This is a genomic window from Stenotrophomonas sp. FBCC-B152, assembly GCF_059134105.1.
The window spans coordinates 2,507,284-2,523,673 of record NZ_CP101442.1; the positions used below are offsets into that span (position 1 = coordinate 2,507,284).

The following is a 16,390-nucleotide window of genomic DNA, read 5'->3' on the forward strand; positions in this document are numbered from 1 at the left end:
GCCTGCTACCCCCCATGCTGCCCGCTCAACCGCGGATCCGGGCGTGGTGTTCACGCTCCATTGCGGCCACCGCCTCGGTGACCACCGCATCCACGTCGCGGTCCGTCAGAGTGCGCGACTTGTCCTGCAAAATCAAGCCCATAGCGAGACTCTTGAAGCCCGGCTCGACCCCCTGGCCCACGTAGCGGTCGAACAGGGTCACCTGGCGCAGCAGCGGGCCCACGGCCCGGCGCAGGGTGGCTTCCAGGTCGGTCCAGGCGGCCGCTTCGGGCACCAGGAAGGCCAGGTCGCGGCGCACGGAGGGGAAACGGGACAGCTCGGTAGCGCGCGGCAGGCTGCGGGCCGCCAGCGGAGCCAGGTCCAGCTCCAGGCCGAACACGTCCACGTCGATGTCCATGGCCTTGGCCAGGCGCGGGTGGATCTGGCCGATCCAGCCAATGCTGGCGACATCGCGCAGCACCTCGGCCGACCGCGCCGGGTGGCCGTACGGGCGGGTGGACGGCACAAAGCTGAGCGCGGCGCCGGACGCGGCGGCCAGCGATTCCAGGTCGCCCTTGAGGTCATGGAAATCGACCTTGCGGGTGGCCAGGCCCCACTGCTGCGGGGTGGCATCGCCACACACGGCCACGGCCACGCGCTGGGTTTCCAGCGGGGCGGCCCCCTGCCCGGCCTGCGGGTGGAACACGCGGCCCAGCTCGAACAGGCGCACGGTGCCCTGCTGGCGCGCGGCGTTGCGGCCCAGGGTGGCCACCAGGCCCGGCAGCAGCGCCGGGCGCATCACCGCCAGCTCGGCCGACAGCGGGTTAGCCAGGGCCACCACGTTGTCCTGCAGCTGCCACTGGGCCAGCAGGCCGGCGTCGACGAAGGCGTAGTTGATGGTTTCCTGCAGGTCGCGGGCCACCAGCTGGCGGCGCGTGCTCAGGTCATCCAGGCGGGTCTCGCTGGGCATGGCGATCCGCGCTGCGCCGCCCGGCAGGGTGGTGGGAATGCGCTCGTAGCCGTGGATGCGGGCCAGCTCTTCAATCAGGTCTTCTTCGATGGCGATGTCGAAGCGGCGGCTGGGCGCGGTGACCTGCCAGCCCTCGGCGGCGGCAGCCACGTCCATGCCCAGCGCGCGCAGGATGCGCTCCACGTCGGCATCGGCAATCTGGATGCCCAGCACGCGGGCGATGCGCGCACGGCGCAGGCCGATGGTGGCGGTGGCCGGCAGGTCGGCCTCGCGCACGGCTTCGGTCACCGGGGCCGGGGTGCCGCCGGCCAGGTCCAGCACCAGGCGGGTGGCGTATTCAATGGCGGTGCGCGGTAGCGCCGGGTCCACGCCACGCTCGAAGCGGTGGCCGGCGTCGGTGTGCAGGCCCAGCTTGCGGCCACGGCCCATGATGGCGGCCGGCGCGAAGTGCGCGGCCTCCAGGAACACGGCAGTGGTGTCGTCGGTGACGCGGGTGTCGTAACCGCCCATGATGCCGGCCAGGCCCACCGGGCGGTCGGCGTCGGTGATGACCAGGAAGCCGTCGTCCAGCGCGGCATCGCGGCCATCCAGCAGCTTCAGGGTTTCCCCGGCGCGCGAGCGGCGCACGGCGATGCTGCCCTGCAGGGTGCCCAGGTCGTAGGCGTGCATCGGCTGGCCCAGCTCCAGCATCACGTACTGGGTGATGTCGACCAGCAGCGACACCGGGCGCACGCCGCTGCGGCGCAGGCGCTCGGCCATCCACAGCGGGGTGGCGGCGCGCGGGTTCACGCCTTCGATCACACGGCCCAGGTAACGCGGCGCGTCGGCGCCGGCATCCAGGGCGATGGTCAGTTCGCGGCTGCCCACGGCGGCGACCGGCGCGGCGTTGAACGGCACCACTTCACTGGCGCACGCGGCGGCCACGTCGAAGGCGATGCCGCGCACGCTGAAGCAGTCGGCGCGGTTGGGGGTGAGCTTGATCTCGATGCTGGCGTCGGGCAGCCCGAGGTATTCCACCAGCGACTGGCCCACCGGTGCGTCATCGGGCAGCTCGAACAGGCCCGAGGCGTCGCTGTCCAGGCCCAGTTCCTTGGCCGAGCACAGCATGCCGTTGGAATCCACGCCGCGCAGCTTGGCCGCCTTGATGTTGAAGTCGCCGATCTTCGCGCCGATCATCGCCAGCGGTGCCACCAGGCCCGGGCGCGCGTTGGGCGCGCCGCACACGATCTGCAGCTGCTCGCCCTGCCCGGCATCGACCTGGCAGATCTGCAGGCGGTCGGCTTCGGGGTGGCGCTCGGCGGTGACGATGCGCGCCACCACCACGTGGTCCAGGCTGGCGCCGAGGTCGGTGACCTCTTCAACTTCCAGGCCGATGGCGGTCAGCACCGCGCTCAACTCGTCGCGCGAGGCGGTGGTGGGAACGTGGCTGCGCAGCCAGTTTTCAGAGAATTTCATGGTGTCACCCTGGTGGGCCCGGCGCAGGCGCCTGGGCCGTGATGAATGTCGTTCGGCGTTACGCGAATTGTTTGAGGAACCGCACGTCGTTCTCGAAGAACGCGCGCAGGTCATTCACGCCGTAACGCAGCATGGCGAAGCGCTCTACGCCCAGGCCGAAGGCGAAGCCGGTATAGCGCTCCGGGTCGATGCCCACGTTGCGCAGCACGTTGGGGTGGACCATGCCGCAGCCGAGCACTTCCAGCCAGCGGGTGCTGCCATCGGGCTGCTGCCAGGCGATATCCACTTCCGCACCCGGTTCCACGAACGGGAAGTAGCTGGGGCGGAAGCGCATTTCGAAATCGCGTTCGAAGAACGCGCGCACGAACTCGGACAAGGTGCCCTTGAGGTCGGCGAAGGTCGAATGCTCATCCACCAGCAGGCCTTCCACCTGGTGGAACATCGGCGAATGGGTCTGGTCGCTGTCGCTGCGGTACACCTTGCCGGCCGCGATCATGCGCAGCGGCGGTGCGTGGTCGCCCATGTAGCGCACCTGCACACCGGAGGTATGCGTGCGCAGCAGGCGGCCATCGCCGAAGTAGAAGGTGTCGTGCATGGCACGCGCCGGGTGGTGCGGCGGGAAGTTCAAGGCTTCGAAGTTGTGCCAGTCGTCTTCGATTTCCGGGCCTTCGGAGAGCTCGTAACCGAGGCGGCCGAAGATTTCGGTGATGCGCTCCAGGGTACGGGTCACCGGGTGCAGGCCACCGCGTTCGGCGCGGCGCCCCGGCAGGGTGATGTCGATCGCTTCGGCGGCCAGGCGCGCGTCGAGCGCGGCGTTCTCCAGCACGGCCTTGCGTTCGCCCAGCGCGCTGGTCAGCGCGTCACGGGCCTGGTTGATGGCTTCGCCGGCGGCCTTGCGCTCGTCGGCCGGCAGTGCACCCAGCTGCTTGAGCTGTGCGGTGATGCTGCCGCTCTTGCCGAGCAGCGCCACGCGCAGGGCTTCCAGCGCATCGGGGCTCTGGGCGGCGGCCACGTCGGCCAGCGCCTGGGTGGTCAGGGATTGGATGTCACTCATGGATAGCCTGGACCTCGCGTCGGTATGCCTTCGCGATGCGCGCCGGGCCGACCCCCGTCGCCACCGCTGTCGGGGCGGCACCCGGTTGGGCTGCCGCCGCCACAAAAAAGAATGGGGAAGGACTTGCGCCCTTCCCCATGCATTGCCTTACCCGCAGCCGTTGCGTTTGCACGGCAACGGCGGGGAATGGACTTATGCCGCCAGTGCGCCCTTGGCCTTTTCGGCCAGTGCTGCAAAACCAGCTGCGTCGTGCACGGCGATATCGGCCAGGACCTTACGGTCCAGGGTGATACCAGCCTTCAGCAGGCCGTTCATGAAACGGCTGTAGCTCAGACCATTGATGCGGGCAGCCGCGTTGATGCGGGTGATCCACAGCGAACGGAAATTACGCTTCTTCTGCTTACGACCGATGTAGGCGTACTGCTGGGCCTTGATGACGGCCTGCTTGGCAACGCGGAACACCTTGCGGCGGGCGTTGTAGTAGCCCTTGGCCAGGGTCAGAATTTTCTTGTGGCGGCGACGCGCCTGTACGCCACGCTTTACTCGTGCCATGGGTCAGTCCTCAGAGGTAGGGAAGCATACGGTTCAAACGGCCTGCGTCTTCTGCACGAACATGGTTCGTCTGACGCAGATTGCGCTTCCGCTTGGTCGACTTCTTCGTGAGGATGTGGCTACGGTTGGCGTGGCCAGCCTTGAACTTACCGGAGGCGGTCTTGCGGAAACGCTTGGCCGCCGCCCGGTTGGTCTTGATCTTGGGCATTGCAATGTCCTTGATGATGTTTTGTCACTGACCAGGGCGGTGGCATTGCCACACTTTCCGTCCGTGCCCTTGCCTGCTTGTAAGCCCGGGATCCCCACTGGGAACCAGGCCGGTCCTGTTGCCGTTGAAAAGCGTGAAACCGTTCAAAACAGCAGCCCCGCAAAAACGGGGTCGCCCATTATGCATGGGAACTGTGACGGTTGCAAATCTTTGATTGGGCGGGGTTTGCTCGTGAGCAACCCAACCTGAACGGCGCGCGGCGGAGCCACGCGCGGTTCGGGTCCGCGAAGCCACGCAGGGCGTGGCTCTACGCGGGTGGCCTGCAGCGCCACGTGCGAGGTGGCGCGCGTCGGGCCAGCGCCGTTACTTCTTCTTCGGCGCGATCATCATGACCATCTGCCGGCCTTCCAGGCGCGGGCGGGACTCGATCACGATGTCCTCGCCCAGATCGGCTTCGATCCGGTTGGCCATTTCGCGACCCAGTTCCTGATGGCTCATTTCACGACCACGGAAGCGGATGTTCACCTTGATCTTGTCACCCTCTTCCAGGAAACCGCGCATCTTGCGCAGCTTGATCTGGTAGTCGCCTTCATCGGTGACCGGGCGGAACTTCACTTCCTTGATCTCGACCTGCTTGGTCTTCTTCTTGGCCTCGTTGGCCTTCTTCTGCGCTTCGAACTTGAACTTGCCGAAGTCCATGATCTTGCACACCGGCGGATCAGCCTGCGGCTGAATCTCGACCAGGTCCAGACCTTCGTCTTCGGCCATCGACAGCGCTTCGTCACGCGTCAACACGCCAATCATTTCACCGTCACTGCCGATCACGCGTACGCGCGGCACCCGGATTTCCTGATTCTTGCGGTTCTGTTTGTTGTCAGGGGTACTGATATTGCAATCTCCCAGAGGAATCAAACCGGCCCTCGCGGATCATCCGCAGGGCCGGGACTTTCTTACACGGACTGTTCGGCCTGCAACCGCTCGACGAACGCCTGGACGGACATGCTGCCCAGATCCTCGCCCGAGCGCGTACGCACGGCTACGGCGCCGTTTTCCTTCTCACGGTCGCCCACCACCAGCAGATATGGGACCCGCTGCAGCGTATGCTCGCGAATCTTATAACTGATCTTCTCATTGCGCAAATCGGACGTTACCCGGAAGCCTTGATCTGCAAGGGTTTTCGTCACTTCCTGCACGTATTCAGCCTGGGCATCGGTAATATTGGCCACCACTGCCTGGGTCGGGGCCAGCCAGGCCGGGAACTGGCCGGCATGGTGTTCGATCAGGATGCCGATGAAGCGCTCCATGGAGCCCACGATGGCCCGGTGCAGCATGACCGGGTGCTTCTTCTGGCTGTTTTCGTCCACGTACTCGGCGCCCAGGCGGCCGGGCATCATGAAATCGACCTGCATGGTGCCCAGCTGCCAGGTACGGCCGATGGCGTCCTTGAGGTGGTATTCGATCTTCGGGCCGTAGAAGGCGCCCTCGCCCGGCAGCTCCTGCCATTCCACGCCACAGCTGGACAGCGCCGAGCGCAGCGCGGCTTCGGCCTTGTCCCAGGTGGCATCGTCGCCCAGGCGCGATTCGGGGCGCAGGGCGATCTTGATCTGGATCTCCTCAAAGCCGAAGTGCTGGTACACCGCCAGCGCCTGCTGGTGGAAGGCGGTCACTTCCGCTTCGATCTGCGATTCGGTGCAGAACACGTGGCCGTCGTCCTGGGTGAAACCGCGCACGCGCAGGATGCCGTGCAGCGCGCCCGACGGCTCGTTGCGGTGGCAGGAGCCGAACTCGCCGTAGCGGATCGGCAGGTCGCGGTAGCTGTGCAGGCCCTGGTTGAACACCTGCACGTGGCCCGGGCAGTTCATCGGCTTGACCGCGTAGGTGCGCTTCTCCGATTCGGTGAAGAACATGTTGTCCTGGTAGTTGTCCCAATGGCCGGACTTCTTCCACAGGCTCACGTCCAGGATCTGCGGGCAGCGCACTTCGCCGTAGCCGCTCTTCTGGTAGACCTTGCGCATGTACTGCTCGACCACCTGCCACAGCGCCCAGCCCTTGGGGTGCCAGAACACCAGGCCCGGGGCCTCTTCCTGCAGGTGGAACAGGTCCTGCTGCTTGCCGATGCGGCGGTGGTCGCGCATTTCGGCTTCTTCGATGCGCTTGATGTAGGCCTCAAGCTGCTTCTTGTCGGCCCAGGCGGTGCCGTAGATGCGCTGCAGCTGCTCGTTCTGCGCATCGCCACGCCAGTAGGCGCCGGAAATGCGGGTCAGCTTGAAGGCCTTCAGGAAGCGCGTGTTGGGCACGTGCGGGCCGCGGCACATGTCCACGTATTCCTGGTGGTAGTACATGCCCATGGCCTGGATGTCGGCCGGCATGTCCTCGATCAGGCGCAGTTTGTAGTCTTCGCCACGGGCCTTGAAGATCTCCACCACTTCGGCGCGCGGGGTGACCTTTTTGACCACGTCGTAGTCCTGCGCGATCAGTTCGCCCATGCGCTTTTCGATGGCGGCCATGTCGTCCGGGGTGAACGGGCGCTCGGAGTAGATGTCGTAGTAGAAGCCTTCGGCGATGACCGGGCCGATCACCATCTTCACGTCCGGGTACAGCTGCTTGACCGCATGGCCAACCAGGTGGGCGCAGGAGTGGCGGATGATCTCCACGCCTTCCTCGTCCTTGGCGGTGATGATGCGCAGGCGGGCGTCATGGTCGATGACGTCACTGGCATCGACCAGCGTGCCGTCCACCGAACCGGCGATGGTGGCCTTGGCCAGGCCGGCGCCGATCGACTGGGCGACGTCCATGACACTGACGGGGTTTTCGAACTCACGGCGGCTGCCGTCGGGAAGCGTGATCGCAATCATGGCTGTGGCTTTGTGCTGGTGGGCCTGCGGCGCAGGCCAGGGAAACGGGGTCGAGGGTGTCCGGGGCGCGCGGCCGGATAAAAGAAAAGCGCCATGAAGGCGCCTGGGCAAGGGGCCGTCATGACGTTCAGCGCTGGGCGGTGGTAGTGCTCATGTCGCACGCTGGACCGGCGCTGGGCGCGGGTCACCTTGTTGCCTCGAGGTGGATGCCTCGATCTTAAACCAAACCGCCGGGGAAGCCCAATGCTGCCGGCACCCGGCCCTGGGCCGGCGCTACTGAACGGGGCATTGTGGCGATTGAAAACAGCAATGATTACCATGCGCAGGTTGCCGTATCGCCCGGCCCGTCTTCGTTTCCAAGGATTTCCATGCCCTGCGCCGCCCCTTCGGCCCGCACGCCCCTGCCGTGTGCATCTTGCCCATGCTGAGCGCTGACGCCTTGGCCCTGCTGTACTGCACGCTGGCCGGCGCTGCGTCGGCCTTTTCGGCGCTGGCCTTCTACGCCGCCTCGCCGCACTGCCGCTGGCCGCGCCTGCGCCGGGCCGGCCGCTTGGGCCGCCAGCTCGGACTGGTGGCCGCGGCCACCTCGCTGTGGCTGTGGATGGGACAGCTCGGCTTTGCCACCGGCTTCTGCGTCACCCTGGGCGGCTGGATGCTCACGGCGCTGGTGCTGCCCTACCTTGCCGCCTGGACGCGGCCGGATGCGGAGGCGCGGCGCTGATGTGGGCACGTGCACTGGCCGGCCTGCTGGCGGGCTTCTTCGTGGCCGCGGCCGTCACCGGCTTGATCACCTGGCTGCCGCCGGGTCCGTGGCAGGCGGTGATCGTGCCCGGCATGATCGCCTTCATTCCGTTGTGGATGCTGGCGGCGCTGTGGGCGTTCGCGTTCCGTACCGGGCCGCGTGCCTGGTCATGGCTGGGTGCCAGCGCTGCGTTCGGCTTCGGCCTGCTGTGGCTGCTGCGCCACTTCCATTGGGTGCAGTGAGGCCTATTCGATGAAATTCAGTTCGCTCACCCTGCGTACCTTCACCACCGTGCACACCTGGGTTGGCCTGGTGGCCGGCTTTGCGCTGTTCGTGGCGTTCTATGCCGGCGCCATCACCGTGTTCCACCACGACCTGCCGCTGTGGCAGTCGCCGCAGGGCATGGACCAGCCGGCGCAGACCCTGGACGATGCGCAGCGGCTGCTCGATGGCGTGCTGGCCAAGCATCCGGATGCGCGAAAGCACGTGGGCATGACCTTCCCCGGCGCGGAAACACCGCAGTCCGTCGCGTACTGGCAGGACGCCAAGGGCACCTGGCTGTTTGCCTGGGCCGACCACGTGGATGGCAGCCCCACCCCGCCGCAGGCCGGGTTGGCCGAACTGGTCAATGAACTGCACTACACGCTGGGCCTGCCGGTGGCCGGCATCTACCTGATGGGCGTGGTCAGCCTGCTGTACGGGCTGGCATTGCTGTCCGGGCTGGTGATCCACCTGCCCAAGCTGGTGGGCGACCTGTTCGCGCTGCGCCCGGGCCGCAATTTCAAGCAGATGTGGCAGGACGCGCACAACGTGATCGGCGTGCTCAGCCTGCCCTTCCACCTGTTGTTCGCGGTCACCGGCGCGCTGCTGTGCCTGATGTTCCTGCAGATGGCCGCGCTCAACCCGCTGATCTACGACGGCAAGCTGCTGGCGGCATTGCCGGGTGCGACCGATACCGCGCCGATCCGCGCGCCGGCCAACGAGCCGGTGCGTGCGGGCAGCCTGGCGATGCTGCATGCGCGGGCGATCGCGGTGGCAAATGACAAGGGCCAGGCGGTGTTCGAACCGGCCTACCTGAAGCTGGCCAATGCCGGCGACAGGAACGCGGTGATCGAAATCACCGGCGATGGCGGTGTCTCGCTGGGTCCGCTGGGCGCGGTGGCGATGGATGCCAATACCGGCGATGTGCTGCATACCCAGCTGCCAGGGCACCGAGATGCCAACCACGCCACGCTGGCGGCGGCGTATGCGCTGCACTTCGGCGAATTCGGCAACGGGCTGGTGCCGTGGCTGTACTTCGTGCTCGGCCTGGGCGGGGCGTTCCTGTTCTACTCGGGCAACCTGCTGTGGATCGAGTCGCGCCGCAAGCGCCGCCAGGCCACCCAGGGGCGCGCGCAGGTGAACATGGCGCGGGCCACGGTAGGCGTATGCATCGGGCTGTGCGTGGCGGTGTCGGCGGCGTTCGTGAGCGTCCAGTTGCTGGAGCACCTGGCCCCGGCGCATGCCGATGCAGGCATGCGCTGGACCTGCTTCCTGGCCTGGGGCGGCTGCGCCCTGTGGGCGGCGCTGCGCGCGCCGTCCAAGGCGGCGGTGGAGCTGCTGTGGGCGGCGGCGGCGGTGACCGCGTTGATCCCGGTGGTGCACGGCGCCATGAGCGGGCTGTGGCTGTGGACCAGTGCCATGCACGGCTACTGGCCGCTGTTCTGGGTGGATGGCGTGGCGCTGGCAATGGCATTGGGCTTTGCCGCGATGGCACGCGCCACGCAGCGCCGGGCGGTGCACGGCGACCCCAACAGCGTGTGGGCGCACCCTGCTGTAGACGCCTGAGACGCGTAGAGGGCGATTTCAGAATTCTTCAGGCGCTTTTCCAGCACTTCAGACGCGCTGCTGGCGTAGTGGGCTCCTCACCCCAAGGAGCTCCACCCATGCCTCGAACCCTGCCCGCCCTGTTGCTGGCGCTCGCCGCCTGCCTGCCCATCACGGCCCTGTCCGCCCCGCCGAAGCTCGACCCTGCCCCGCTCGCCGCGCTGGAGGCGGCCGTTGCCAGGGACGAGATCAAACAGGTCACCAGCGTGCTGTTGCTGGTCGATGGCACCGTGGCCTACGAGCACTATTTCAACGGCGCCGATGCCGAAACCCTCAACGACGTACGATCGGCCAGCAAGAGCGTGACGTCCCTGCTGGTGGGGGCGGCCATCGGCGCCGGTCAGCTGCCGGGCGTGCAGGCCCGTGTCTACGACTACTTCCCGGAATTCACCGCCAGCCACCCGGTGGACCCGCGCCTGCGGGGCACCACGCTGGAAGACCTGCTCACCATGAGCAGCCTGTGGGAGTGCGATGACCAGAACCCGTTTTCCAGCGGCAACGAAGAGCGCATGTACGTGACCGAGCGCTGGCTGGACTTCGCACTGGCGCTGCCGGTCAAGGGCTTCGCGCCGTGGATGAGCCGCCCCGAAGACAGCCCGCACGGCCGCGCGCATGCCTACTGCACCGCCGATTCCTTCGTGCTGGGCGCGGTGCTGGAGCGGGCCACGAAGATGCCGCTGGCCGACTATGCGGCGCAGGCCCTGGAACGCCCGCTGGGCATCACCCGCAGCCACTGGAACCGCTCCCCCGAAGGCATCGGCATGGGCGGCGGCGGCACCCGCTACCGCAGCCGCGACCTGGCCCGGTTGGGCGAGCTGGTGCTGGCCGGCGGCCGCTGGCAGGGCAAACAGCTGGTGCCCGCCGACTACATCGCGGCGATGATCCGCCCGCAGGCGCAGGCCGACGACGGCAGCGACTACGGCTACCAGTGGTGGGGCCTGAAGCTGCCGGTGGACGGCAAGGAAACCACGGTGTGGGCGATGTCAGGCAACGGCGGCAACTATGTGTTCGTGATGCCGGAGAAGAAGCTGGTGGCGGTGGTCACCAGCAAAGCCTACAACCGCAGCTACGCCCACCCGCAGTCGCGCCGGGTGCTTACCGAATTCCTGTTGCCGGCGTTGCGCTGAGGCCTTTCAGGTCTTCCGGGCGCCACGGTGCGGCAAGTACCTGCGCACGCTGGGCGGCCACGTCCGCCTCGATCCGGGCGAGCAGGCGTTCCCAGCCGGGCGCCTGCCGCAGCGGGGCGAACAGCGGGGTGACGCGCAGCCACGCGGCGTCGCGGAAGCCCGAGTCCACGGCGCGGTGCAGGTCGGCGATTGCCGCCGCTGCATCGCCCTGGGCCTGGTGCAGCAGCGCGCGTTCCACGGCGGCATCCGACCAGCCGTCGTCAGCCTGCGCGGAGACTTCACCCAGCCGCCCGGAAATCCATTCCGGGGATGGCCCGCCGTTCGGCTGCTGCAGGCCCGCCAGGGTCTTGCCCAGCGACTGCAACGGGCGCAGCAGGCGGCCCTGCTCGAAGGCCTGCGCCGCGCCCTGCGGGTCGCCGCTCATCAGCAGCAGTTCGCCCTGCAGGCGCAGCAACTGCGGATGCGGGGTGCCGCGTGCCAGCGCCTGGTCAAGCGCTTGCCGCGCCTTGTCCTGCTCGCCCATGCTCATCAGCGCACGCGGCCAGGCGATGTTGCTGAAGACGTTGTCCGGGTACAGCTGGAAGTTGTGCGCATGGCGGCGTGCGGCGGCGTCGGTGAAGCCGAGCAGTTCCAGTTCGCGTGCGACCTGCACGTCGCGGAAGCGGATCCGCTCCGGCGCGCGCAGCGTGAGGTTGGCCTTCAGCGCCTGGGCCAGGTGGCCCTGCTCCTGTTGCAGGTAAGCCAGCGAGGCGCGGGTGCGCTCATCGTCGGGGTCGTGCCGCAACGCCTGCTCGTAATCGGCAATCGCCTGCGGCATCGCGCCGAGGCAGTCGTGCGCGTAACCGCGCAGCGCATGCGCGGCGGCATCGTCAGGCGCGGCCTGCAGTACCTGCCCGGCCAGCTGCAGCGCTTCCTGCGCATTGCCCGGTTTGCCATTGAACAAACACGCGTCGGCGGCCAGTGCACGCGCCAGGCCACGCCGGGCCGCGCTGGAATCCGGGTCGATCTGCAGCGCCTGCCGGTACAGGGTAATCGCACGATCGTTGTTGCTGGCCTGCCCAATGCTGGCGTAATAACCGGCACGCTCCAGCACCGGGTCTGCCGGGGACCGCGGCGAGCTGCCCGGCCACGCAACGACGACTGCGATGATGGCGCCGACCGCCGCCACGCCTCCTACCGCCCAAGCCCAACGCCGATGCAGGCGTCGTTGCGATCCTTCGGTCGGCGTCGCTGTCGGTGCTTCCGCCGCGCACGCCTGCAGCGGTGCGCACAACTGGTAACCGCGCCCCCGCACCGAGCGCACATAGCGCGGCTGGCGGCTGTCATCAACCAGCGCCTGGCGCAGGAGCTTCACCCGCTGGCTGATCGCGTCCTCGCCCACCACCGCCGGTGCCCAGACCTGCTCGGCCAACGTATCGAAGTCGACAACCTCGGTGCCGTGCTCCAGCAGGCAGTCCAGCAGCCGCCAGCTCAGCCCGCTGACCGGCAACACCACATCACCGCGCCGCACCTGCTGCGAGGTACGGTCGATGTGTAAATCCAGCAGCCGGACGGTACTCATGCGGCAAGCATAGTGCAGGTCCGGACGGGGCGTTGGAACCCGATAACCCGGGCGGCATTCCAGCGGTAGGGTCGCATCCCAATCGACCGCCATTGCATTACCCACGTTCGGTGACGGCATGAGCGCTGGCGGAGAAGGCTTCTGCTTCGCTTACGGTCATGCGTCCCCGAATGTTTACGCGTCCACGGCAGTCGTTTGGGAACCGACTCTACCTGCGGCTGGCGTCACTTGAACGGACGCGCCATCGCCTTCAAGAGGCTGGCCTGGTCGTCGTCGCCGGTCAGTTCCCAGGTAAACACGCCGCGCAGCTTCTGCTCCCTGGCGTAGTCCGCGCGTAACGCGATCGAGGTCGGGTCTTCGTAGCTGATGAAGACCTTGTCGGCAGCGTTGTACAACCACGGCGCCTGCGCCACCGGGTGCCAGTGCCGCTGCCAGCCCGGCTTGTCGAGGAATTCCTGCTGGATGCGGCGCCAGTCGCCGGCATCGAACGGGGCGCTGTAAGGCTGGTACAGGCCATCGGCAGATTCGGTGGTGACCTTGAAGCCGCGCCCGTAGAACGGCACGCCCAGCACCAGCTTGTCGTTGGGCACGCCGTGCCGGCGGTAGTACTGCACCGCGCCTTCCACGCTGTTCCAGCGGCGCTGTTCCGCTGCGAGGGGGTCCTGCGGTACCGCGCGCAGCGGCGCATTGAAGGTGGACACCTTGGAGAAGCCGGTGCCCATGTCGTAGCTCATCAGGTTGATGAAATCGAGCGCCTTGCCCAGTTCCTTCAGCTCATAGCTGAGCGCGGGATCGTACGGACCGTCGGTCTGCACGCGACCCGCCGGCAGCGCGGCGGTCAGCAGCCGGTGCGGACCCCGGCCGCCATCCAGCGCATCCAGCTGGCGGCGGAATTCCTGCACCAGCAGCGTCATGTTGCGACGGTCCTGCGGGCGGTCGGTGATCTCCAGCGGGCCACCGGAAACCGGGAACTCCCAATCGATATCCACCCCGTCGAAACTGCCGCGATGCTGCTCGAAGAACATCGCAACGCACGACCGCACGAAACGTTCGCGGCTCTGTGCCGTGAGCGCGGCATCGGAGAAGCCGCCCGCATTCCAGCCGCCGATGGAGATCATGCTGTGCAGCTGCGGGTGTTCGCGCTTGAGCGCAGCCAGTGCCTTGAAGTGCGCGGCAGCGCCGTCGTCCACCACGCACCTGCCGTCCTCGATGCGGGCGAACGCGTAGAACAGATGGGTCAGCGTATCGGCGGGAATGGACGCCACCGGATAGCGCTCGGCCGAACCGCCCGGATAGTAGGCACCGATCACCGCGTTCGACGCCGGGGCGGCATGGCTCACGATGGGCAGCGCGAACGTAATGGCGGCGCCCAGCAGGAAAGCAGATAGACGGGACATGGCAACTCCGTGGATCAGGATGGGCCAACGTTAACAAGGCGCGCATCGTCGTGGCGGGATGTCCTGCGAATCTGTCCAGCGGACACGTCCTGTAGCTGTGGACGGGAAACGCAATGACTGCACAAGGACCCTCGCGGCAAAGCAGACGCGGCTGCCGGGGGCGAACGCCGGGCCGCAAGCCATGCCCCGTCGCGGCCGGTAGGTCCCTGGCAAAGTAAAGGAGGAGGCCGTCGCCGCCAGGCGTCGGCCGGGGGACATTTGCACAGGGGCCTACCGGCCGCGGCGGGGCTCTGGACGCTCGCGACGCCCCTGATCGAAGATCGTGCGCCAAGCAAAAAAAAACGGGCCTAGGCCCGTTTTTTTTTCCAAGGAGTGACGACCAACGGTCGTCACCTACCCTCGTAATCTGCCGTTGGCGGATTACTCGGCCGAGGCGCCTTCGCCTTCCTCGACGGCCTTCATCGACAGGCGGATGCGGCCCTGCTTGTCGACTTCCAGCACCTTGACCTTGACCACGTCGCCTTCCTTCAGCTTGTCGCCGACCTTTTCAACGCGCTCGCTGGAGATCTGCGAGACGTGGACCAGGCCGTCCTTGCCCGGCAGGATGGTGACGAACGCACCGAAGTCCATGATCTTGGCGACCTTGCCTTCGTAGATGCGGCCCGGCTCGACGTCCGAGGTGATCTGCTCGATGCGGGCCTTGGCAGCCTGCGCAGCGATCGCATTGACCGAGGCGATGACGATGGTGCCGTCGTCCTGGATGTCGATCTGGGTGCCGGTTTCCTTGGTGATGGCCTGGATGGTGGAACCACCCTTGCCGATCACTTCGCGGATCTTGTCCGGGTGGATCTTGATGGTCAGCAGGCGCGGCGCGTAGTCCGACAGCTCCTGGCGCGGCGCGGTCAGGCCGTGGGCCATTTCACCCAGGATGTGCAGACGGCCAGCCTTGGCCTGCTGCAGTGCCTGCTTCATGATTTCTTCGGTGATGCCTTCGATCTTGATGTCCATCTGCAGGGCGGAGATGCCCTCAGCGGTACCGGCAACCTTGAAGTCCATGTCACCCAGGTGGTCTTCGTCACCCAGGATGTCGGACAGGACGACGAAGCGGTCGCCTTCCTTGACCAGACCCATGGCAATACCGGCCACCGGCGACTTCACCGGCACGCCGGCGTCCATCAGGGCCAGCGAGGAACCGCAGACCGAAGCCATCGACGACGAACCGTTCGACTCGGTGATTTCCGAGACGACGCGAATGGTGTACGGGAAGGCTTCCAGCGACGGCATCACTGCCAGCACGCCGCGCTTGGCGAGGCGGCCGTGGCCGATTTCGCGACGCTTCGGGCCCATCATGCGGCCGGTCTCACCCACCGAGTACGGGGGGAAGTTGTAATGGAACAGGAAGTTGTCCTTGTACTCACCGGACACGGCGTCGATGACCTGGCCGTCGCGGGCGGTACCCAGCGTGATGGTCACGATGGCCTGGGTCTCACCACGGGTGAACAGCGAAGAGCCGTGCACGCGCGGCAGGATGCCGGTCTTGACGGCGATCGGGCGGACGGTGTCCAGCGCACGGCCGTCGATGCGGACCTTGGTGTCGAGCACCGAGTTGCGCATGGTGCTGTATTCCAGCTCGCCGAATTCCTTCGACAGCTCGGCCGGGTTCCAGCCTTCAGCGGCCACGCGGCCTGCCAGCGACTCGACCACGTCCTTCTTGATCGCCGAGATGGCGTCGCGGCGCTGCAGCTTGTCGCGCACCTGGAAGGCTTCGCCCAGGCGCGGGCCGATGGCTTCCTGCAGGGCGCTGATCAGCACGTCGTTCTTGGCCGGGGCCACCCAGGTCGACGGCTTGGTGCCGGCTTCCACGGTCAGCTCGTTGATGGCGTTGATGACCTTCTGCATTTCGCGGTGACCGAAGGTCACGGCGCCCAGCATCACGTCTTCGGACAGCAGCGCGGCTTCGGATTCAACCATCAGCACGGCGTTGGAGGTACCGGCCACAACCAGTTCCAGCTCCGAATCCTTCAGTTCGGTCACGGTCGGGTTGAGGATGTACTCACCGTTCTTGTAACCGACCTTGGCAGCGGCGATCGGACCCTTGAACGGGGTGCCGGCCAGCGACAGCGCAGCCGAGGCGCCGATCAGCGCGGGGATGTCGCCGTCGATGTCCGGGTTCAGCGACATGACCGTGGCGATGATCTGCACTTCGTTCTTGTAATCTTCCGGGAACAGCGGACGGATCGGACGATCGATCAGGCGCGAGATCAGCGTCTCCTTCTCGGTCGCGCGGCCTTCGCGCTTGAAGAAGCCACCCGGGATACGGCCACCGGCGTAGAACTTCTCCTGGTAATCACAGGTCAGCGGGAAGAAGTCCTGGCCCTCACGCGCGCTCTTGGCAGCCACGGCGGAGACCAGCAGCACGGTGTCGTCGAACTTGACGATGACGGCGCCACCGGCCTGACGGGCGATTTCGCCGGTTTCAAGCGTGACGGTGTGCTTGCCGTACTGGAAGGTTTTGGTGATTTTTGCCACGGGGGATGTCCTTGGGGAAATGCTGTCTTCGAATGGACCGTGGGCGACCCTTGCCGCCGACGGGTGACCGGAAGTCCGGTCCTGGCGTTTGATGC

General features: G+C 66.8%; 13 protein-coding genes. 4 read left to right on the top strand and 9 right to left on the bottom strand.

Annotated features, from left to right (window positions below):
* Positions 1-25: 25 nt before the first annotated feature.
* From pheT to thrS, 6 genes are all read right to left on the bottom strand, one after another.
* Positions 26-2,404, bottom strand: a complete 2,379-nt coding sequence (gene pheT, locus NMB40_RS11710) for a phenylalanine--tRNA ligase subunit beta (RefSeq protein ID WP_494358500.1) — start codon at positions 2,402-2,404, stop codon at positions 26-28.
* A gap of 58 nt (positions 2,405-2,462) precedes the next feature.
* A complete protein-coding gene (locus NMB40_RS11715) occupies positions 2,463-3,458 on the bottom strand; it encodes a phenylalanine--tRNA ligase subunit alpha (protein ID WP_282243572.1) in 996 nt (331 codons plus the stop codon).
* A 192-nt stretch (positions 3,459-3,650) separates the two neighbouring features.
* Positions 3,651-4,010, bottom strand: a complete 360-nt coding sequence (gene rplT / locus NMB40_RS11720) for a 50S ribosomal protein L20 (protein ID WP_003484828.1) — start codon at positions 4,008-4,010, stop codon at positions 3,651-3,653.
* Between the two features lie 10 nt (positions 4,011-4,020).
* On the bottom strand, positions 4,021-4,218 hold the full coding sequence (gene rpmI, locus NMB40_RS11725; RefSeq protein ID WP_017355265.1) for a 50S ribosomal protein L35: 198 nt from the start codon (positions 4,216-4,218) through the stop codon (positions 4,021-4,023).
* Between the two features lie 363 nt (positions 4,219-4,581).
* Positions 4,582-5,121: a translation initiation factor IF-3 gene (gene infC, locus NMB40_RS11730; RefSeq protein ID WP_026070650.1), complete on the bottom strand. Its 540-nt coding sequence runs from the start codon at positions 5,119-5,121 to the stop codon at positions 4,582-4,584.
* A gap of 47 nt (positions 5,122-5,168) precedes the next feature.
* Positions 5,169-7,073, bottom strand: coding sequence for a threonine--tRNA ligase (gene thrS, locus NMB40_RS11735; protein ID WP_494358501.1), 1,905 nt, complete (start codon positions 7,071-7,073; stop codon positions 5,169-5,171).
* A gap of 421 nt (positions 7,074-7,494) precedes the next feature.
* Between thrS and NMB40_RS11740 the strand changes: the two genes are divergently transcribed.
* The 4 genes from NMB40_RS11740 (at position 7,495) to NMB40_RS11755 (ending at position 10,808) form a co-directional block, all read left to right on the top strand.
* On the top strand, positions 7,495-7,794 hold the full coding sequence (locus tag NMB40_RS11740; protein WP_494358502.1) for a hypothetical protein: 300 nt from the start codon (positions 7,495-7,497) through the stop codon (positions 7,792-7,794).
* A complete protein-coding gene (locus NMB40_RS11745; RefSeq protein WP_494358503.1) occupies positions 7,794-8,057 on the top strand; it encodes a hypothetical protein in 264 nt (87 codons plus the stop codon). The genes NMB40_RS11740 and NMB40_RS11745 overlap by 1 nt, the downstream gene beginning before the upstream one ends.
* A 10-nt stretch (positions 8,058-8,067) precedes the next feature.
* Positions 8,068-9,642 carry a PepSY-associated TM helix domain-containing protein gene (locus tag NMB40_RS11750; protein WP_494358504.1) on the top strand — a complete coding sequence of 525 codons (1,575 nt, stop codon included), beginning with the start codon at positions 8,068-8,070 and terminating at the stop codon, positions 9,640-9,642.
* A 98-nt stretch (positions 9,643-9,740) separates the two neighbouring features.
* Complete coding sequence (locus NMB40_RS11755; RefSeq protein WP_494358505.1) at positions 9,741-10,808, top strand: serine hydrolase domain-containing protein; 1,068 nt, start codon at positions 9,741-9,743, stop codon at positions 10,806-10,808.
* On the opposite strand, the gene NMB40_RS11760 is transcribed toward NMB40_RS11755, so the two are convergent.
* The 3 genes from NMB40_RS11760 to pnp all read right to left on the bottom strand — a co-directional run bounded on the left by NMB40_RS11760 (position 10,777) and on the right by pnp (position 16,295).
* Positions 10,777-12,369, bottom strand: a complete 1,593-nt coding sequence (locus NMB40_RS11760) for a tetratricopeptide repeat protein (RefSeq protein ID WP_494358506.1) — start codon at positions 12,367-12,369, stop codon at positions 10,777-10,779. The genes NMB40_RS11755 and NMB40_RS11760 overlap by 32 nt on opposite strands.
* Positions 12,370-12,593: 224 nt before the next feature.
* Positions 12,594-13,766, bottom strand: a complete 1,173-nt coding sequence (locus NMB40_RS11765; RefSeq protein WP_494358507.1) for a glycoside hydrolase family 18 protein — start codon at positions 13,764-13,766, stop codon at positions 12,594-12,596.
* Positions 13,767-14,186: 420 nt separating this feature from the next.
* A complete protein-coding gene (pnp, locus tag NMB40_RS11770; protein ID WP_494358508.1) occupies positions 14,187-16,295 on the bottom strand; it encodes a polyribonucleotide nucleotidyltransferase in 2,109 nt (702 codons plus the stop codon).
* Positions 16,296-16,390 lie beyond the last annotated feature (95 nt).